18 protein-coding genes are annotated in these 19,164 nt (G+C 67.3%); 6 read left to right on the plus strand and 12 right to left on the minus strand.

Annotated features, from left to right (window positions below):
* The first annotated feature begins 95 nt into the window (after window positions 1–95).
* Entirely contained in the window at window positions 96–1,646 is a 1,551-nt protein-coding gene (locus ACG02S_RS06340) for a methyl-accepting chemotaxis protein (RefSeq protein ID WP_394469594.1), read from the plus strand.
* Between the two features lie 87 nt (window positions 1,647–1,733).
* Here ACG02S_RS06340 and aceA read toward each other — a convergent pair whose 3' ends face one another.
* Window positions 1,734–3,032, minus strand: coding sequence for an isocitrate lyase (aceA, locus tag ACG02S_RS06345; protein ID WP_394469595.1), 1,299 nt, complete (start codon window positions 3,030–3,032; stop codon window positions 1,734–1,736).
* A gap of 248 nt (window positions 3,033–3,280) precedes the next feature.
* Here aceA and ACG02S_RS06350 point away from each other — a divergent pair, with 248 nt between their 5' ends.
* Together ACG02S_RS06350 and ACG02S_RS06355 are read left to right on the plus strand one after the other, a co-directional pair.
* Window positions 3,281–3,832, plus strand: coding sequence for a GNAT family N-acetyltransferase (locus ACG02S_RS06350; RefSeq protein WP_394469596.1), 552 nt, complete (start codon window positions 3,281–3,283; stop codon window positions 3,830–3,832).
* Window positions 3,833–3,870: 38 nt separating this feature from the next.
* Window positions 3,871–4,017, plus strand: coding sequence for a hypothetical protein (locus ACG02S_RS06355; protein ID WP_394469597.1), 147 nt, complete (start codon window positions 3,871–3,873; stop codon window positions 4,015–4,017).
* Window positions 4,018–4,042: 25 nt separating this feature from the next.
* Here ACG02S_RS06355 and ACG02S_RS06360 read toward each other — a convergent pair whose 3' ends face one another.
* From ACG02S_RS06360 to queG, 7 genes are all read right to left on the minus strand, one after another.
* Window positions 4,043–4,645 (minus strand): MarC family protein, encoded by a 603-nt coding sequence (locus ACG02S_RS06360; RefSeq protein ID WP_394469598.1) that lies wholly within the window; start codon window positions 4,643–4,645, stop codon window positions 4,043–4,045.
* A gap of 24 nt (window positions 4,646–4,669) precedes the next feature.
* Window positions 4,670–7,021 (minus strand): TonB-dependent receptor plug domain-containing protein, encoded by a 2,352-nt coding sequence (locus ACG02S_RS06365; protein ID WP_394469599.1) that lies wholly within the window; start codon window positions 7,019–7,021, stop codon window positions 4,670–4,672.
* 108 nt (window positions 7,022–7,129) lie between these two features.
* A complete protein-coding gene (gene xerD, locus ACG02S_RS06370; protein WP_394469600.1) occupies window positions 7,130–8,005 on the minus strand; it encodes a site-specific tyrosine recombinase XerD in 876 nt (291 codons plus the stop codon).
* A complete protein-coding gene (locus ACG02S_RS06375; RefSeq protein WP_394469601.1) occupies window positions 8,002–8,967 on the minus strand; it encodes a tripartite tricarboxylate transporter substrate binding protein BugE in 966 nt (321 codons plus the stop codon). The genes xerD and ACG02S_RS06375 overlap by 4 nt, the downstream gene beginning before the upstream one ends.
* A gap of 48 nt (window positions 8,968–9,015) precedes the next feature.
* Entirely contained in the window at window positions 9,016–9,612 is a 597-nt protein-coding gene (locus ACG02S_RS06380; protein WP_394469602.1) for a chalcone isomerase family protein, read from the minus strand.
* Window positions 9,613–9,686: 74 nt separating this feature from the next.
* Complete coding sequence (locus tag ACG02S_RS06385; RefSeq protein WP_394469603.1) at window positions 9,687–10,994, minus strand: NYN domain-containing protein; 1,308 nt, start codon at window positions 10,992–10,994, stop codon at window positions 9,687–9,689.
* Between the two features lie 49 nt (window positions 10,995–11,043).
* The gene (queG, locus tag ACG02S_RS06390; protein WP_394469604.1) at window positions 11,044–12,123 is read right to left on the minus strand and encodes a tRNA epoxyqueuosine(34) reductase QueG; all 1,080 of its coding nucleotides are present in this window, start codon (window positions 12,121–12,123) and stop codon (window positions 11,044–11,046) included.
* 27 nt (window positions 12,124–12,150) lie between these two features.
* Here queG and tsaE point away from each other — a divergent pair, with 27 nt between their 5' ends.
* The 3 genes from tsaE to ACG02S_RS06405 all read left to right on the plus strand — a co-directional run bounded on the left by tsaE (window position 12,151) and on the right by ACG02S_RS06405 (window position 14,919).
* Window positions 12,151–12,591 carry a tRNA (adenosine(37)-N6)-threonylcarbamoyltransferase complex ATPase subunit type 1 TsaE gene (gene tsaE, locus ACG02S_RS06395; protein WP_394469605.1) on the plus strand — a complete coding sequence of 147 codons (441 nt, stop codon included), beginning with the start codon at window positions 12,151–12,153 and terminating at the stop codon, window positions 12,589–12,591.
* Window positions 12,588–13,946, plus strand: a complete 1,359-nt coding sequence (locus ACG02S_RS06400; RefSeq protein ID WP_394469606.1) for an N-acetylmuramoyl-L-alanine amidase — start codon at window positions 12,588–12,590, stop codon at window positions 13,944–13,946. The genes tsaE and ACG02S_RS06400 overlap by 4 nt, the downstream gene beginning before the upstream one ends.
* A 226-nt stretch (window positions 13,947–14,172) precedes the next feature.
* Window positions 14,173–14,919, plus strand: a complete 747-nt coding sequence (locus ACG02S_RS06405; protein WP_394469607.1) for a PEP-CTERM sorting domain-containing protein — start codon at window positions 14,173–14,175, stop codon at window positions 14,917–14,919.
* Between the two features lie 70 nt (window positions 14,920–14,989).
* Here the strand turns inward: ACG02S_RS06405 and ACG02S_RS06410 are convergent, their stop codons facing one another.
* From ACG02S_RS06410 to ACG02S_RS06425, 4 genes are all read right to left on the minus strand, one after another.
* On the minus strand, window positions 14,990–15,673 hold the full coding sequence (locus ACG02S_RS06410; RefSeq protein WP_394469608.1) for a phytanoyl-CoA dioxygenase family protein: 684 nt from the start codon (window positions 15,671–15,673) through the stop codon (window positions 14,990–14,992).
* Between the two features lie 21 nt (window positions 15,674–15,694).
* A complete protein-coding gene (locus ACG02S_RS06415) occupies window positions 15,695–15,898 on the minus strand; it encodes a YbdD/YjiX family protein (protein WP_394469609.1) in 204 nt (67 codons plus the stop codon).
* Entirely contained in the window at window positions 15,891–17,954 is a 2,064-nt protein-coding gene (locus ACG02S_RS06420) for a carbon starvation CstA family protein (protein WP_394469610.1), read from the minus strand. Before ACG02S_RS06420 ends, ACG02S_RS06415 begins: the two co-directional genes overlap by 8 nt.
* Before the next feature lie 156 nt (window positions 17,955–18,110).
* Complete coding sequence (locus ACG02S_RS06425; RefSeq protein WP_394469611.1) at window positions 18,111–19,028, minus strand: HEAT repeat domain-containing protein; 918 nt, start codon at window positions 19,026–19,028, stop codon at window positions 18,111–18,113.
* Window positions 19,029–19,164 lie beyond the last annotated feature (136 nt).

The raw sequence follows: 19,164 nt of genomic DNA on the forward strand, positions 1-19,164 counted from the left end.
GTCCCAGAGTGCCGGCGCCGCGCGGCGTGCGGCGCGCATAGCATCGTCTGTTGGCTCCCGCAGCATGGCGGGATGAGAAGAAGACGGAGATTCGCATGATCAAGCTATCCATCGGCAAACGGCTGGCACTGGGATTCGCACTCGTGCTGGCGCTGGCGGCCATTGCCATCGCGGTGGCGTCATGGCGGCTGACCTCGACCGCTGCTGACATGCGGCAGTTGATGGCCGAGCCGCTCACCAAGGAACGGCTGCTGTCCGACTGGAACCGCAACATCCACGCTGGCGTGCGCCGCACGATGGCCATCGCCAAGAGTGCCGACGCCTCGCTCGCCGACCTGTTCAAGGAAGACGCAGCGCAGTCGAGCCAGGCCTCCGGCGAGCTGCAAAAGCGCATCCAGAGCCTGATCCGGTCGCCCGAGGAACGCGCGCTGTTCGACGCCGTGGGCAAGGCGCGGCAGGTCTATTTGTCGTCGCGCGACGAGATCGTCAAGTTGAAGAAGGACGGGCAAGCCGAGGCCGCCGACAAGGCGCTGACCGATGTCTTCGTGCCCGGGTCGAAGGTCTACATGGAGCGCATGCAGGAGTTCCTGGACCACCAGCGCGAGAGCATCGACGCGACGGCCGCCGAGATCGACGCGGCGAGCGCCCGGGGTCGCCTGCTGCTGATCGCGCTGGGCGTGGCCATCCTGGCGCTGGGCATCGTCACCGCCTGGCGCATCACGCTGAGCATCACGCAGCCGCTGGCCGCAGCCAATGACCTGGCCGAACGCGTGGCCGACGGTAATCTGATGCGGTCGGGCTCGGGCATGAAGGCGCGCTCCGACGAGATCGGCCAGCTACAGATGACGTTGCGCCGCATGCGCGACACGCTGGGCCAGACCATCGGCGGCATCCGTGAGTCGGCCGAGTCCATCAACACGGCCGCGGCCGAGATTGCCAGCGGCAATCAGGACCTCAGCGCGCGCACCGAGAAGGCGGCCTCCAGCCTGGAAGAGACGGCCAGCGCGATGGAACAGTTGACCGGCACCGTGCAGCAGTCGGCGGCCTCGGCCGGCCAGGCCAACCAGCTCGCCCAGTCGGCCGCCAGCGTCGCACAGCGCGGCGGCGAGGTGGTGGGTCAGGTGGTGCAAACAATGGACGAGATCAACGCGAGCTCGCGCAAGATCGCCGACATCATTGGCGTCATCGACGGCATCGCGTTCCAGACCAACATCCTGGCGCTGAACGCCGCGGTAGAAGCCGCGCGCGCCGGCGAGCAGGGCCGCGGCTTTGCGGTCGTCGCCAGCGAGGTGCGCTCGCTGGCCGGGCGATCGGCAGATGCGGCCAAGGAGATCAAGGGCCTGATCGGCAGCAGCGTGGATCGCGTGGAGGCCGGCGCCAAGCTGGTGGCCGAGGCCGGCAAGACCATGGAAGAACTGGTCGGCGCCGTGCAGCGCGTGAAAGACATCATGGGCGAGATCACGACCGCCACCGCCGAGCAGTCGGACGGCATCGCCCAGGTCAACATCGCCATTGCTCAGCTCGACCAGGTCACGCAGCAGAACGCGGCCCTGGTGGAGGAATCCACGGCCGCCGCCGAGAGCCTGCGGGAGCAGGCGGTGACGCTGACCGGCGCGGTGGGCACGTTCCGCGTGTCCGGCGGCTGACCGCCGCGGGAACGCAGAAACAAAAAACCCGCCGGGAAGGCGGGCTGAAAAGTCAGGCGTTGACGTCCTGACTCTGATCGAACGGGATCAACCGTGCTTGGCGTCGAAGAACTGTTCGTCTTCCGTTGAGCCCTTCAGCGCCGCGGTAGAGGCCTGGGCTTCGATGGTGGTGGTGACGGCGTCGAAATAGCCGGTGCCGACTTCGCGCTGGTGCTTCACGGCGGTGAAGCCCTTCTCGGCAGCGGCGAATTCCTTCTCCTGCAGCTCGACGAAGGCGCTCATCTGGTGGCGTGCATAGCCATGGGCAAGCTCGAACATCGAGTAGTTCAGGCTGTGGAAGCCGGCCAGCGTGATGAACTGGAACTTGTAGCCCAAGGCGCCCAACTCGCGTTGAAACTTGGCGATGGTGGCGTCGTCGAGGTTCTTCTTCCAGTTGAAGGACGGCGAGCAGTTGTAGGCCAGCAGCTTGCCCGGGAACTTGGCATGGATGGCGTCGGCGAAGGCCTTGGCGAAGGCCAGGTCTGGCTTGCCAGTCTCGCACCAGATCAGGTCCGCGTAGGGCGCATAGGCCAGGCCGCGGCTGATCGCCTGGTCCAGGCCGTTGCGGGTGCGGTAGAAGCCTTCAACGGTGCGCTCGCCGGTGCAGAAGGGCTTGTCGTTGTCGTCGATGTCGGCGGTGACGAGGTCGCCGGCTTCGGCGTCGGTTCGGGCTACCAGCAGCGTGGGCACGCCCATGGTGTCTGCGGCCAGGCGGGCCGCGACGAGCTTGGCCACGGCTTCGCGCGTGGGCACCAGCACCTTACCCCCCATGTGGCCGCACTTCTTGGCGCTGGCCAGCTGGTCTTCGAAGTGCACGCCCGAGGCGCCCGCCTCGATCATGGCCTTCATCAGCTCGAACGCGTTCAGCACGCCGCCGAAGCCGGCTTCGGCGTCGGCCACGATGGGGGCGAAGTAGTCAATGTCGTCCTTGCCTTCGCTCCACTGGATCTCGTCGGCGCGCTTGAAAGTCGCGTTGATCTTCTTGACCACCTTGGGCACCGAGTCCACCGAGTACAGCGACTGGTCGGGGTACATCTCGCCATTGCTGTTGGCGTCGCCGGCCACCTGCCAGCCCGACAGGTAGATGGCCTTCAGGCCGGCCTTGACCTGCTGCATCGCCTGGTTGCCGGTCAGCGCGCCTAAAGCGTTGACGAAGGGCTCGGTGTTGACCAGAGTCCACAGTTTTTCGGCACCGCGCTTGGCCAGCGTGTGCTCGATGTCGATGCTGCCGCGCAGGCGCACGACATCGGCGGCGCTGTAGCCGCGCTTGATGCCTTGCCAGCGCGGGTTCTCGGCCCAGTCTTTCTCCAGGGCTGCAATCTGTTGTTCACGGGTCAGGCGGGTCATGGGAGCTCCTTGCAAACATTGAAAACCGATGCCGCAAGACTAGTCCTGACCTGTGCTGTTGCGGGCGCACAAGTCTTATATAAGACAAAATACTTTTTCTTTTAAAAACAATGGGTTGAGAACAATATTCCGAATTGCAAAATTCAATCCACCATAATGAGAAATCATGCGGCGCCGCAGCATTGTCAAATTTCATGATGCGAAAGACGACTTTCGAATCGTGATAAATGCGCCTTCAGAATGGGATCATGACGACGCTACTCACCCCACGGCTGCGGCTGGAGCCGCTGAACGACAGTCATCTCGCCGCGCTGCACGAAGTGAACCGCGACCCCGTCGTAATGCGCTACATCACCGGCCGCCCCGACACGCTGCAAGACACGCAGCTGATGATCGATCGCGTGACGGCCCGCTGGGCCGAGTTCGGGTACTCGTGGTGGGGCTTCATCCGGCGTGACAACGGCCAGTTGATCGGTAGCGGCTGCATCCAGCACCTGAACCGCGATCCGGCAGGGCCGTTGGAGACCGGCTGGCGCCTGCGCCAGGACGCCTGGGGCCAGGGCTATGCGAACGAAGCGGCAAGGCACATGGTGGGCTGGGCGTTCAAGACGCTGCAACCACAGTTGATTTGCGCCGTGTGCGACCCGCAGAACACGGCCTCGTCGACCGTCATGGCGCGGTTGGGAATGGCCTACACCGGCACGGGCCGCTGGTACGACATGGACTGCGCCCGTTACGACGTCACTGCCTTGCAATGGGCGGCAAGTCCTGTCAAGGCGCGCTACGACGCTGAGGCATAGTCCTGCCTTCCGCTTTTATCCCTTTGCACGGAGGACCCATGGCCAACACCGAACAACGCAGTAACAAGATGGCGAAGAAGCCCAAGAAGGACACCGGTCCGGGCAAGGCTGCGGGCTCCGACCGCCCGGTCGCACCGATGACGTCGGTGATGCCCAAGGGCAAGGAAGCCAAGAAGCAGAAGTGAGCCGGCTCGCTGGCCGGTGGCGGGTTCAGAGCCCGCCGATGAAGTAGCGCTTCAGCCCGGCCAGCACCATCTCGACGGCGATGGCCGTCAGCACCAGGCCCATCAGCTTCTCGATGGCCGACACGACCGAATCGCCCAGCAGCTTGCGGATGCGGTCAGCCAGCACCAGCACCACGCCCGACACCAGCATCGCGGCACTCAACGCGCCGATCCACTCGTAGATGCGGTCCGGCTGGCGGGAGGCCAGCAGCAGCACCGTCGCCATCGCGGATGGGCCGGCCAGCAGGGGGACGGCCAGCGGGAAGATCAGCGGCTCCTTACCGGCCTCCAGCCCATAAGCCGAGTCGCTCGAGCCGCCGAAGATCATGCGGATGGCGATGATCATCAGGATCACCCCGCCCGCCACCTCCAGTGAACGCTCCGACAAGTGCATGACCCGTAGGAAGCCTTCGCCGAGGAACATGAACGCGAACAGCACGCAGAACGCGATGCCCACCTCGCGCACGGCCACGCGGGTGCGCCGCTCCCGCGGCACCGAGCGCATCACCGAGATGAAGATGGGCAGGCTGCCGAGCGGGTCCAGCACCAGCAGCAGCAGGATCAGGGCGGAGAGAAAGCTGTGGTCCATCCGCCGAGATTGTCCGGGAGCCTTCTAGAACCTGTAATGCGCCCGCGCGAAGTAGGACGCGCCATTCAGGCCGAACTGCACACTGTCGTAGTAGAAGCCGTTGTCGGTCTCGAACGGGTCCTGCCGCGTCGGCTTCACGTTGAAAACGTTGTTGCCCCCCATGCTGAGCTTCAGCGCCGGCGTGGCCTGCCAGGTAAGCCCCAAGTCCATCGACGTCTTGGGCTTGTACTTCAGGTAGACGCCATCGGTGAACGCGCCCTGCGTTTGCCTGCCGAAGTGGATCAGCTTGGCCTCACCGGTCCAGGCACCCTGGCTGTACTCGAAGCCCAGCGTCGCCTTCGTGCGCGGGCCGGCTTCCTCGATGAACAGGCGCTCGCGGGTGGACAGCAGCACGTCTTCAAAGCCCTGCAGCGCGGCCGGCGCGTGGACGGACGTCACCGTCGTGCGGCTGACGTTCAGAGCCAGGAAGGTGGCGAGCTGACCGGCACCCAGCTTCGTGCGCGTGGACGCCGTCACGTCCAGGCCGCGAGTGCGCGTGTCCACCGAGTTCACGAAGAACTGCGCCTGGCCCACACCCAGCCCCTGCAGGATGGTGCCCAGTGCCGGGTAGTTGCTGTCGTCGAAGCGGCCCGACAGCACGATGCGGTCGCGGATGGCGATCTGGTACAGGTCCACGGTCAGCGACGTGTCGACACTCGGCTTGACCGTCAGGCCAACCGAGAGGTTCCTGGACTTCTCCTGCTTCAGCGCCGGCACACCCGCCGCGTTGGTGATGGAGCTGCCGTTGGGCGCCAGCACCACGTCCAGCGGCTGTTGGTTGATGAAGTCGGTGAAGGTGGACGAGAAGTACAGCTGCTGCAGGCTGGGCGCGCGAAAGCCCGTGCTGGCCGCACCGCGCAGCAGCAGGGCGTTGCCGAGCTTGTAGCTGCCGGCCAGCTTCGCGGTGGTGGTGGAGCCGAAGTCGCTGTAGTGCTCGGCGCGCACAGCGGCGTTCATGGTGAGCGCCGTAGTCAGCGTGGCTTCCCAGTCCAGGTACAGCGCCTGGCTATTGCGGCTGCGGTTCGTCGCGTCGCCGGGCTGGAAGCCGGGGAAGCCCTGGCTGCCCGCATTGCCGCCCGCACCCACGCCGTCGGCGTCGATGTAGGAGCCCACCTCGCCGGCCACGATGTCGTATTTCTCGCGGCGGTACTCGGCGCCGAACGCGATGTTGCTGCCGCCCAGCAGGTCGGGGAAGAACCGGCTGACGTCGAAGTTGGTCGTCGCCTGGCTGAAGCCGAAGCCGCCGGCGTCGAAGCGCGTCGGGCTGATGCCGCGGCCGCCATTGATCAGGTCGAGGTTGGCGATGGAGGCGTTCAGGGTGTTGCTGATGACGTAGCGCATCTTGTTGGCGCCGTAGGTCTGCGACAGGTCGGTGTCCCAGCCGGCGACCGTCGACTTCCAGCCGACGATGACGAAGCGGTCCTGCACGTCGCCGTTGATGAAGGGCACGAAGCCGTCCGGGTACATCGTGGCCGAGTTGCGGGTCGGGATGTCGCTGGAGCCGTCACGCGCCCAGGCGCCTGACGATGCGTCGCGGTCCTGCGCGCCCAGCGTCAGGTAGAGCTTGCTGTCACCGGTGACGGGGAACTCGCCGTTCAGGTAGACCGTCTTGTTCTTGACCGCCGTGTCGCCGATGGTGCGCAGGTCGCCCGGGTCGGCGCGGTTGGAGCGGCCGCGGTCCTGGTACTCGCCCGTGATGGCCAGCGTGCCGCCGCCGAGCTTGATGCCGCAGTAGGCCGAGGCCAGCCAGTTCTTGCCGTCGCCCGCCGAGTACTGGCCGTAACCGGCCACGGCTTCGCAGCCGGCCTTCTTCTTCAGCTGGATGTTCAGCACGCCGGCGATGGCGTCCGAGCCGTATTGCGCCGCCGCGCCGTCGCGCAGCACCTGCACGTTGTCGATGGCCAGCAGCGGCAGCGAGTTCATGTCCGTGCCCGTCGAGCCGCGGTTGCGCGCGCCGAACAGGTTGACGAGGGCCACCGTGTGGCGGCGCTTGCCATTGACGAGCACCAGCGTCTGGTCGGAACCCAGCCCACGCAACGCGGCAGAGTCGATCAGGTCGGCGCCGTCGGCGCCGGTCTGTCGCGTCGAGTTGAACGACGGCGACAGGTACTGCAGCGACTGCGCCAGGTCGAACTGCCCGCCGCCCTCGGCGATCTTGCCCATCGCGTAGATGTCCACTGGCACCAGCGTGTCGGTGCTGGACGCAACCGGCAGCGACTTGCGCGAGCCGACGACGGTGACGCGTTCGAGGCTGCCGGCCTCCTGGGCGATGGCAGCGGTGGTGCCGAACAGGGTGAGTGCGGCGAGCGCGGTGGGCAGCAGGCGGGTAGCTTGCATGAAGTGACTCCGGGGTGGTGGATGGCGGCGGAGTTTGCGCGCGGCCAGCCCGTTGCGGAGCCCCTTGTTGTGGCCCGCCGACACGTTGAAAACCCGTGCCGCAGCGCGTCAGCCGCGCGGGTGATGGGCCGCGTGCAACGCCTTGAGGCGCTCACGCGCCACATGGGTGTAGATCTGCGTCGTGGACAGGTCCGCATGCCCCAAAAGCAGCTGCACCGCGCGCAGGTCCGCACCATGGTTGAGCAGATGCGTCGCGAACGCATGGCGCAGCGTGTGCGGCGACAGCGGCGCCGTGATACCGGCTGCTAGCGCGTGTCGCTTGATCAGGGTCCAGAACATCTGCCGCGTCATGCCGGCGCCGCGCGCCGTGACGAACAGGTCGTCGCTGCTGCGGCCGGCCAGGATCTGGGCGCGGGCCTCGCGCACGTAACGCCCCATCCAGTCGGCAGCATGCTCGCCAAAAGGCACGATGCGCGCCTTGCTGCCTTTGCCGGTCACGTGCAACGCGGCGTCCTTGAATGACACGTACGCACTCTTCAGCGTGACCAGCTCCGACACGCGCAGCCCGCTCGCATACATCAGCTCCATCATCGCGCGGTCGCGCAGGCCCAGTGGGGTGTCGATGTCGGGAGCAGCCAGCAGCGCGCTGACCTGCGCCTCGCTGAGCATCTTGATGTTGCGGTGGGCCGGCTTGGCGGCGGTGAGCTTCAGCGTCGGATCGACCGCCAGTCGGCCTTCCCGCAGCGCCCAGCGGAAGTACCGCTTGATCGCGGACAGGCGGCGGTTGGCGCTGCTGGTCTTGCCTTGCTGTTTGGCGACGGCCAGCGCCAGCAGATCGGCCTCGGTGCATTGGTCCAGCGTCCGCGGCGCGACCAATGCCGCCAGTGCAGCCAGATCGCGCCGGTAGGCCGCCTGCGTGTTCGCGCTGAGGCCGTCTTCCAGCCACAGCGCCTCGATGAAGGACTCGATGGCCGGGTCGGTCACTCCAGCGTCAGCTTCTGCTGCGCCACGACCTTCTTGTACACGTCGAACTCCGCCGCGATCTGCGCCGCGAACTGCTCGGGCGTGTTGGCCACGATGACGGAGCCGGTCTCCTCGATGCGCTTCTTCACCTCGGGGATCTCCAGCGCCTTGCGCACGGCAGCATTGACCTTGTCGACGATGTCGCGCGGCAGGCCTTTGGGCGCCTGGATGCCGTAGTAGGCCATGCGGTTGACGGGCTCCAGGCCGACTTCCTTGAAGGTCGGCACATTGGGCAGGCCCGGCACGCGCTGCGACGACGCGACGACGATGGGAATGAGGCGGCCATCCTTGATGAACGGCAGCGCCGACGGCAGGTTGTCGAAGATCATCGGCACCTGGCCGGCCACCGTGTCGTTCAGTGCCGGGCCCGCGCCGCGGTACGGGATGTGCAGTACGAACACGCAAGCCAGCGTCTTGTACAGCTCCATCTGCAGATGGCCGATGCCGCCGGTGCCCGAACTTGCGAAGCTGTACTTGCCGGGGTTCTTCTTCAGCTCTGCGAGAAAGCCCTTGTAGTCGCGCGCCGGGAAGCTGGGATGCACCGCGATGACGTTGGGCGTAGCAGCGATGTTGATGACGGGCGTGAAATCAGTCAGCGGGTTGTAGGCAATCCTTTTGTTGATCGCCGGGTTGGCCGCGGTGGTGGACACGGTGGCTACGCCCAACGTGTAGCCATCGGGCGCGGAACGGGCAATCTCGTTGGCGCCCACGATGCCGCCGCCGCCGGCCTTGTTCTCGACGATCATGGTCTGTCCCAGGATCGTGTTCATGCGCTCGGAAATGATGCGCGCAATGATGTCTGTCGTGCCACCCGGCGCGAACGGCACGATCAGGCGCACGGCCTTGTTCGGATAGGCCTGGGCGAAGGCCAGCGGGCTGACGCCGGCCAGAACGGCGGCTTGGAGAAGGCTGCGACGCTGCATGGGGGACTCGCTCCTGTCGTTGTGAGGGATGAGGGATGAGGGCCGATGCTAGCCCGGCCGGCCCAGCATGCCGGACCTCAGTCGTTCATCGCTGTTCTTGTCGCCAAGGAACACCTTCAGGAAAGCCGTGTAGAAATCCTGCCCCTCGACCGGCTTGCCCCAGACCTTGCCGTTCACGGTGAGCCGCGTGCCGCCCTGTGCTGGCAGGTAGTCGATGACCAGCACGTCGCCCTTTTTGACGCGCCCCACCTCGCCGATGGTGGCGTTGAACTGCCGCACGCGCTCGGCCACCGCGGCGAGCTCGGCCTCACTGCTGTTGCGGCGCACGCCCTTGTCGATGGCCTTGACGAACTCCTGCGTGGACACGTCTTTGACCAGCGGGATGACGATGCGCAACTCCACCCGCTTCGGGCCGGTTTGCGAGTAGACCTCCGCAGGCGACGACGCCTTCTGCGGTAGGTACAGCGCCGCCAGGTACATCGGGTAGATGGCAACCTGGCGCTTGCCAGCCCCGTTCAGCACAAGCGTGCTGCCGCCCAGCTGCAGCGTGTCGGGGAAATCTTGGTCCTCGTAGCGCATGGCGATGGCGGGCGAAGACAGGCCGGCGGCCAGAGACATCAACAAGGCACGGCGATGCAAGGGCATGCAGGGGGCTCCAACAACAAGGCAGTCACGATAGCGCAGCAGCCCTGCTCGCCGTTGACACGCGCCGTAGGACGTCAACGCGCCAGCGCGTCGGCCGCGCCCACCCAGCGCCGGATCTGGTCCGCCTCTGCCTCGGTCAGCACCTTCTGTTCGCGCTCGCAAAGGAACAGCATCTGGTGGAGCAGCCGCTCCGTCAGCGTGCGCGGGTCGTCCCGCCCCTGGCCGAAGACATGGCCGTTCAGCTGCATGCCCCGCACGAGAAACGTCACGTCGCGGCGCCGAACGCGCAGGCCCGCCTCTGCCAGGCAACGCTCGACGACGCGCAGCGGCGTGTGGGCGAGATCGAACGGCAATTCGGCCAACTCGGCCGCCAGCGTCGTGATGACTTGACGCAGGTGACGGGGCGCCAGCATCGGCGCGCCCGTCAGTGCGCAGACTTCACGGATCAACGCGAAGCTGCCGTCGGGGCCGCTCCACGGCGAGTCGGCCTCCTGCTCGGGCAGCACGTCGCCCACGTCATGCCGGCTCGGGTCCAGCAGGCGTCCGCCCGAACCACTCAGCCAGACGACGCGCGACAGGCCGAGCGAACGGAAGAACGCCTTGAAGCTGCCGCAGCCGTTCCAGTTCTCCACGATCGCGGGATGATCCTCCCTGAGATGCGACGCCAGCCGGCCGGCGCTGACCGCTTGCGGCGACGCTTCCAGCGTGCTCCAGATGCGTGTCGCGATGTCCGTCAGCTCGGCGGCCGTCGCCGACCGGGGTGTCACCGCTGCACTGCCTGGGGCGGGTGGAACGGCCAGCGAGACGTTGAGCGAGAGGGCAGCCGGCGCGGCCTCGATGGCCTCGACATCGACGGCAGTTGGCCCCAGGCCCAAGGCCTCACGCAGGAACAGGCGCTCGTCGATCATCAGGTCGGCCGACGCTTGGTATGCCGCCGACGGGAAGCCGATGGCCAGCACCGTGGTGCGGCGGTCGTAGCGCCGCAGCTTGCGCAGCACCGGCGTGAAGTCGGCATCGGCCGAGAACACCATGAACTCGTCATAGTGCGTCTCGTGCTGCAGCAGTTCGACGATGTCGAGCACCATGTGGATGTCGGTGCTCGTCTTGCCTTGTTGCGTCACCGGCGGACAGTCGACGATCTCGAAGCCGGCGCGCAGGAAGGCGTGGCGGTAGTTCTGGTACCAGTTGGGGTTGAGGTAGCAGCGCCGCACCAGCAACCGCCGACGCCCGCCGGGCTCGTGCGGCTCGGGCAGGGCCAGCGAGGCGATCAGCCAGTTCAGCCACTCGGCCGGGTGGCGGGCAAAGCGCTCGGCCGCATCGGGCTGCAGCTGGCGCAGCTGCGAGAACACGTTGTCGAAATCGACGAAGAGGGCGCTCTTCATGGGCAGGGGTAGGCAGGCGTCATGCGGCAGCCAGCGTACCCGACAGCCGTCAGGCCAGCGCCCAGGCGATGTGCTCGGCCACCAGCGCATCCGCGCCCTGCCCTGCACGCTGCAAGGCCGCGCGCAGCCGCGCATCGTCGCGCCGGTGCAGCGCGTTGCCGGCCGCCACGGCCAGGTTGCGCTGCCAGCGGGCGAAGCCGATGCGGCGGATGGCCGAGCCTTCGGTGCGCCGCAGGAACTCGACCTCATCCCACTCCAGCAATTGCGCGATCGGCGCTCCGGCCATGCCGGGGCGCACGTCGAAGTCGGCCAGCACGGCCGCCTTGGCGAACTTGTTCCACGGGCAGGCCAACTGACAGTCGTCGCAGCCGTAAATGCGATTGCCCAGCAGCGGACGCAGCTCCACAGGAATGGCGCCGTCGTGCTCGATGGTCAGGTAAGAGATGCAGCGTCGCGCATCGACGCGGTAGGGCGCGGTGATCGCGGCAGTCGGGCAGACGTCGAGACAGGCGCTGCACTCGCCGCAATGGCCCGTCACTGGCTCGGACACCGGCAGCGCCAGGTCGATGAAGATTTCGCCAAGAAAGAACATCGAGCCCACATCACGGTGCAGCGTCAGCGTGTGCTTGCCGCGCCAGCCCAGGCCCGAGCGCGTGGCCAGTTCGACCTCTAGCACCGGCGCCGAGTCCGTGAACACACGAAAGCCCAGCGGCCGGACCTCGCCCTGCAATCGTTCGGCCAGTTTCTGCAGGCGTTGCCGCAGCACCTTGTGATAGTCCCGGCCGCGCGCGTACACGGAGATCTGCGCCTGCTCCGGCCGGGCCAGACCGGCCCACTCCACGGCCTGCCAACCCGGTTCGGTGCCGTGCGGCAGGTAGTCCATGCGCGCCGTGATGACGCGCAGCGTGCCCGGCACCAGCTCCGCCGGGCGCGCGCGCGTCATGCCATGCGCGGCCATGTAGTGCATGCGGCCGTGGTGGCCCGCGTCCAGCCAGGCTTGCAGGCCCGGCTCCGCGCTGCCGAGATCCACATCAGCCACTGCGATCTGTGAGAATCCCAGCTCGCGCGCCCAGCTGCGCAAACGCGCCAACAGCGCGGTGGTATCGACAGTGGACGGGACCTCTTGCATTTGCCTGCGATTTTAGAAACCCAAGTGATGTGGCCCGACGAGGCCGCGGCCCAGGCTTCCGCTGAAACACTTGCGGCGGCATTGCTCCCCTCCCCCAACGCCGTCATCGAACTGCACGGCCCGCTCGGCGCAGGCAAGACGACGTTCACGCGCCTGCTGCTGCGCGCGCTGGGGGTCCAGGGCCGCATCAAGAGCCCCAGCTATGCCGTCATGGAAAGCTATGAACTTCCGGGCGGCGGCACGGCCAGCCATTTCGACTTCTATCGCTTCGGCGACCCGCGCGAGTGGGAGGACGCGGGCTTTCGCGACGTGTTCGCCGCGCCCGGGCTGAAGCTGTGCGAATGGCCCGAGAAGGCCGCCGGCCAGTTGCCGCCGGCCGACCTGCAGCTGTTCATCGAACTGCAGCCCGACGACAGCCGCCGTGTGCGCGCCGTCGGCAGCCCGGCGCTGGTGGAGGCCTTGCAGTGAAGCGCCGCGACTCGCTTGGCCTGCTCGCGCTGCTGCTGCAGGCACCGCTGACGCTGGCCGCGGGCGGCCGCGCCAGCATCGTGGCCGTGCGCGTGTGGCCCGCGGCCGACTACACGCGCGTGACCATCGAGTCCGACCAGCCGCTGGCGGCGAAACACTTCCTCGTCGACTCGCCGCATCGATTGGTCATCGACGTCGACGGCCTGCAGCTGAGTCCGGGCCTGCGCGAGCTGATCGGCAAGGTGAAGGCCGACGACCCCTACATCGCTGGCGTGCGCGTGGGCCAGAACACGCCCACTGTGGTGCGCCTCGTGCTTGACTTGAAGCAGCCGGCCGCGCCCCAGGTGTTCACGCTGGCACCCGTGGCCGCCTACAAGCACCGGCTGGTGCTGGACTTGCACCCGCGCGTGGAGGTCGACCCGCTCGTCGCGCTGGTGCAGGAGCACAACAAGCCACCCGCCGCCGCGCGCCGCGCGGAGGCGGCGGCCAGCGCCGTCAACGATGCGCTGGAGGACTTGATCCAGAAGATCGAACGACCGCCGCAGCCTCCCGCGCCGCCACCCGCCGCCCCGCCGGTGGCAGCAGCGCCCAGACCCGCGCCCGAGCCGAAGGCGCCCGCAGCAGCGGCGATGGACCAGCTCATCGTCATCGCGTTGGACCCTGGCCACGGCGGCGAGGACCCCGGCGCCGTAGGCCCTACGGGGCTGAAGGAGAAGGACGTCGTGCTGTCCGTGGGCCTGAAGCTGCGCGATCGCCTGCAAACCAACCCCAACATCCGCGTACTGATGACACGCGACAAGGACTTCTTCGTGCCGCTGCAGGACCGCGTGCGCAAGGCGCGGCGCGTGCAGGCCGACCTGTTCGTGTCCATCCATGCCGATGCCTTCATCAACCGCCAGGCGCGCGGCGCATCGGTGTTCGCGCTCAGCGACGGCGCCGCCACCAGCGCCGCCGCGCGCTGGATGGCCAACAAGGAGAACGCGGCCGACATGGTGGGCGGCGTCAACGTCGGCGCCGCCACGAAGGACGCCAACGTGCTGCGCGCGTTGCTGGACATGAGCACCACCGCACAGATCAAGGACAGCCTGAAGCTGGGCAAGGAAGTGCTGGGCCAGATCGGCAAGGTCGGCCGCCTGCACAAGCCGCGCGTGGAACAGGCCGGCTTCGCGGTGCTGAAGGCGCCGGACATCCCCAGCATCCTGGTCGAGACCGCCTTCATCTCCAACCCTGAAGAAGAGAAGAAGCTGCGCGACCCCGACTACCAGGACGAGTTGGTGGACGCGCTGGCCGCCGGCATTGCGCGCTACTTCGCCAAGAACCCGCCGATGGCGCGCAAGCGCAGCGCGACGCTGTAAGGGTGGGATGCGGGCCGATGCGGACGGGTGCCGCCGGTATCGCCGCAGGCCGTCGGATTGCTGCACTGCGTAGCGTGCGGCGCAGTCGACAAACCTTACATTTAACCTTCAGTTGCCTTTCTCCTATCGGCAAGTCATTGATTTGCATGGGAAATTTTCAATGGCATATATGTTGCTGAATGCAACACGGCTACTCCCAGCCACTGAAAAACACACAGGAGATTCCATGGAGACAACCACCCGCACCGGCGCCAAGCGCTTCCTCTTCGCCGCCGCAATGGCCTTGGCGACGATGAGCGCCCACGCAGCGCCTGCCACCATCACGGCCATCTTCGGCTCGGGCGTTGGCGACAACGGCTGGACCGCTGAAACCGGCAGCGGCGTCACGCTCGCGCTGCGGGCCCGGGAACGCTTCCCCACGCCGACCAACAACGTGCCCACCGATAACGCCGGCACCTACACCTTCAGCGACACCACCGCGTACTCGCTGTACGGCTTCAACAACCTGGCGTCCTGGAACTTCGACTTCTCGATCAACGCCGGCACGGCACGGGTCAGCTCCTACACCTATGTGCTCGGCATCGACACCAATGCCGGCGTGGGCACGACCTACCTGGAAATGGACCCGCTCGCCGTCTTCGACGACAACTCGTTCGGCAATGGCGGCACGACGCAGGGCAACGGCACCGATGCGACCGCCGCCACCAAAGCCGGTCTGGCAGCCGCGAACGCCATCGCGCAGAACTCGCAGAACTTCGGCTGGCTGAACGCGGCCTTCAACCCTACCGTCGACGGCACCTACTCCATCTTCCTGGCGGCCTTCGGCAACGGGCAGGAAGTGGCGCGCACCAACATCACCGTCGTCGTGGGCGATGGCGGCACGGTGCCGGAGCCGGCTTCGCTGGCGCTGGTCGGCATCGCGGCACTGGGCATGGGCGCTGCCGCCCGCCGTCGTCGCACCAGCAAGGCCTGAGGCACGTGGCGGCCTTCTCGGCCGCACCCAACAGAGCCGCTCTGCCAGAGCGGCTTTCTTTCGTGCGCGCTCAGGCGTGAGCGGCCCAACGCAGGCCATAGGGCAATGCTGCCGGCCCGAACAGGAAATGCAGCACGCGCCGCCGCCCGACGGTGGTCGTTGCCTTGGACGACGCGTGCAACACCAGGGGCCGCATCAGCAGCGCGTCGCCCGCGCGGGCATCGACGGCCACCTCGCCAGCTTGGTGTCGCCAGTGCAGCGCGCCGGCGTCGTCCAGCACACCGGCCTGGTGCGAGCCCGGCACGAAGCGCAGGCCGCCATCGGCCGCGGTCGCATCGTCCAGATGCAGCCGCAGCGCGGTCATGCGGGCCAGCAGGTGAGGAGGTGCCAGCACGAAGTGGCGCCCGCCTTTCACGGACCAGACCGTCAACGCTGGATGCGTCACCCGTTCTGCAACCGGAATGACGAGATCCTGGTGGAGGAAGACCAGCCAGTTGCGCTCGGTCGACTTCTCGAAGAGCGTGCATTGCACGGCCACCGCATCGGCAGGCAGCTGGAGGCGCAAAGCCGGGTGGTCGGTCAGCCGGCGCGCCAGCGCCTGGCACCAGGGGCGGTCCAGCAGTTCCCTTTCGCCGGCAGTGCCTGCCGGCAGCGCGCCGAGCTGGTCAATGAGCACCTGACGCTGTTCCAGGGACAGCAACCCTGGCACAAGCAAGTAGCCTTCAGGGAGGGCATCGTCGTTCACGGCCGGCATGAGCGGCCTTGTACCACTGGGTCAGCAACACTTCCCGACGCGCGCGCTGTAGCGCGCGGCCTGCCGCTCCCTGAAGAACTCTTCATACGTCATCGGCTCACGGTCCGGGTGTGCGGCGCGGTGGTGGGCCAGGTAGCTGCCGTAGTCCGGCACGCCCACCATCAGGCGCAGGCTCTGCGTCAGATACCGACCCGCCTGGGCCAGATCGCGGCGCAGCTCACGCATGCTGGCCCCCCGGCAGCGCGACGAACGGCGTTTCCTGCGCCGTCACCTTGCTCGTGCGGCGCGCGGCGGCGATGGCCTTCACGCTGTAGATCAGCACGCTGATGACCACGCCCATGAACAGCGCGCACAGCGCGGCGTCCAGCCGGTCGTTGAAGACCACGCGTGACATCGCCTCCAGGGACTTGGCCGGCGCCAGCACCTCGCCCTTGGCGATCGCCGCGGCGTACTTGTCGGCATGTGCCAGGAAGCCCAGCTTCGGGTCGCTGGAGAAGATCTTCAGCCAGCCCGCAGTCATCGTGCAGACCAGCAGCCAGACCGCCGGCAACGCGGTGACCCAGGCGTAGCGGTCCTTCTTCATCTTGAACAGCACGACGGTGCCCAGCAGCAGCGCGACGGCGGCCAGCATCTGGTTGCCGATGCCGAACAGCGGCCACAGCGTGTTGATGCCGCCCAGCGGGTCGACCACGCCCTGGTAGAGAAAGTAGCCCCAGGTCGCCACGCACAGCCCGGTGGCGATGACGTTGGCCACCCAGGATTCGGTGCGCTTCAGCGACGGCACGAAGCTGCCCAGCAGGTCTTGCAGCATGAAGCGGCCGGCGCGCGTGCCCGCGTCCACGGCGGTCAGGATGAACAGCGCCTCGAACAGGATGGCGAAGTGGTACCAGAAGGCCATCATGGCCTTGCCGCCGATGACCTGATGCAGGATCTCGGCCATGCCCACGGCCAGCGTCGGCGCGCCGCCGGCACGCGCCAGGATCGTCTTCTCGCCGACGTCCGACGCAGCCTGCGTCAGCATTTCGGGCGTCACGACGAAGCCCCAGGTGGACAGCGTCTGCGCCACGGTCGCGGCATCCTTGCCGACCACCGCCGCCGGGCTGTTCATCGCGAAGTACACACCCGGCTCGATGCACGAGGCTGCCACCAACGCCATCACCGCGACGAAGCTCTCGGCCAGCATGCCGCCGTAGCCAATGTAGCGCGCGTGGGTCTCGTTCTCCAGCAGCTTCGGGCTGGTGCCCGACGAGATCAGCGCATGGAAGCCCGACACCGCGCCGCAGGCGATGGTGATGAACAGGAAGGGGAACAGGCTCCCGGCCCAGACTGGGCCGCCACCGCCAGCGAACTGCGTCAGCGCAGGCATCTTCAGCGGCGGCGCCACGATGATGATGCCGATGGCCAGCGCGACGATGGTGCCGATCTTCAGGAAGGTGCTGAGGTAGTCGCGCGGCGCCAGCAGCAGCCACACGGGAATGCACGCGGCGACGAAGCCGTAGCCGACCAGCATCCACACCAGCGTGGTCGGCGCCACCGTGAATAGCGCGGCCAGCGTCGGGTGCTCGCTAACCCACTGGCCGCCGAAGATCGCCGCCATCAGCAGCACGAAGCCGATCGCCGACACCTCGCCGATGCGGCCCGGGCGGATGAAGCGCAGATACACGCCCATGAACAGCGCCACCGGGATGGTGGCCGCCACCGTGAACAGGCCCCAGGGCGAGTCCGCCAGCGCCTTCACGACGATGAGCGACAGCACGGCCAGGATGATGATCATGATCATGAACGCGCCGAACAGCGCGATCAGCCCGGGGATGGTGCCCATCTCCTGCTTGACCAGCTCTCCCAGCGAACGGCCGTCGCGCCGCGTGGAGATGAACAGCACGATGAAGTCCTGCACCGCACCGGCGAACACGACGCCGGCCAGGATCCACAGCAGGCCAGGCAGGTAGCCCATCTGCGCCGCGAGCACTGGGCCCACCAGCGGGCCGGCGCCGGCAATGGCCGCGAAGTGGTGGCCGTACAGCACGTGCTTGTTGGTGGGCACGTAGTCCAGCCCGTCGTTGTACTTCCAGGCGGGCGTCTGGCGCTTGGGGTCCAGCCCCAGCACCGTGTTCGCGAGAAACAGGCTGTAGTAGCGGTAGGCGATCAGGTAAGTGCACAAGGCGGCGGCCACGACCCACAGCGCACTGATCGTCTCGCCGCGGCTCAGGGCCACGGTGGCGAGGGATGCAGCGCCGAGGATGGCAACGCCCGCCCAGGCAAGGTGGCGGCGCAGATTCATGAGACTTGTCTCCATCGCGGCGCACACCTCAACGTGGGTGCATGGCCGTGGTGCAAGTCTCGAAAATCGCGCACCAACTCGCATCGTGCATGCCACGCAGGGCGGGCACGCAACATCACCTAAGGGTCAACCCGAAATCAGTCGGATCTCGCAGGCTCAGACCTGCAGCGGCGCGCCACACGCAGACAACGTCGCACGCCACTGCCGCGCCCACTCGTTCTGCGCACCCAGATCTTCACCCGTGCGTTGTGCCAGGGCTTGCAGCGACGGAATCAGCCGCGGGTCCCCCAGCTTTTCCGCGGCTTCCAGCTCCAGCACCCAGACATCGTCGGCATCGGCAAGGCGCGCGAGCAGGTGGTCGACCAACCGCGGGTCGCCGCGCCTGGCCAGCCCGATCAGCGCTTCACAGCGCACGTCGTCATCGGGGTCGTGCACGTTCTGCCACAGACACGCGCGAATGGCCGGCGTGTCGGCGTCGTGCTGCGCCCCCAGCGCGAACGTGGCCCAGTCGCACACGTCACGGCGCGGATCGCGCGCGAGCATCAGCAGCGCTTCGGCGGCCGGCGGCTCCTCGTACGCGCCGAGCGCGAACGCCACGTTGAACCGCACGCCGTCGTCGGCATGCGTCGCCAGGCGAACCAGGTGTGGCAGCGCTGCCGGGTGCGGTCGATGGCCAAGTCCGGCAACGGTCGCACGCAGCACGGCGGCATGCGAGTCACCGAGCCCCGCCAGCAGCAGCTGCTGCGTGGCCTCCAATGCGAAAGCGGCGCCGCTCCCGCGTCCTCGCATCAGTTGCGCAGCGACGTTCATCGCCAGCGCACGGTGCCGCCAGCCGGCCCTGCGAGACAGGCGATGCAGCAGCGCCAACATCTCGGCCGAGCCGCGCGCGCGCAATGCATGGATGGCCGACCAGGCACGGTCGCCGTCGCCGCCGCGCAGCGCAGCACGCACCAGCCGCTGCGTCGTACGCAGACACCGCAGCGCTGCCCTGCGCTTCATCGCCGCCATACCTTCTGAGAGGGTAACCAGCGCCCGGAAGAATGTCGCACGTTCGTCATGCCGTCCGATCTGCAAGCACTAGATTGCAAAGCATTGTGAAGCGTCGAGAGGTGCTCGCACACCCGCTTACGACTTGCGCCCAAGCCTCGTCAACGACGCCCCTCGGACGGCGTTGTTGATGCACGGCCCGCACACGCGGCGCCGCTTGCAG

This window comes from Pelomonas dachongensis, from assembly GCF_043555865.1.
GTDB classification, from domain to species: Bacteria; Pseudomonadota; Gammaproteobacteria; order Burkholderiales; family Burkholderiaceae_C; genus Pelomonas; species Pelomonas dachongensis.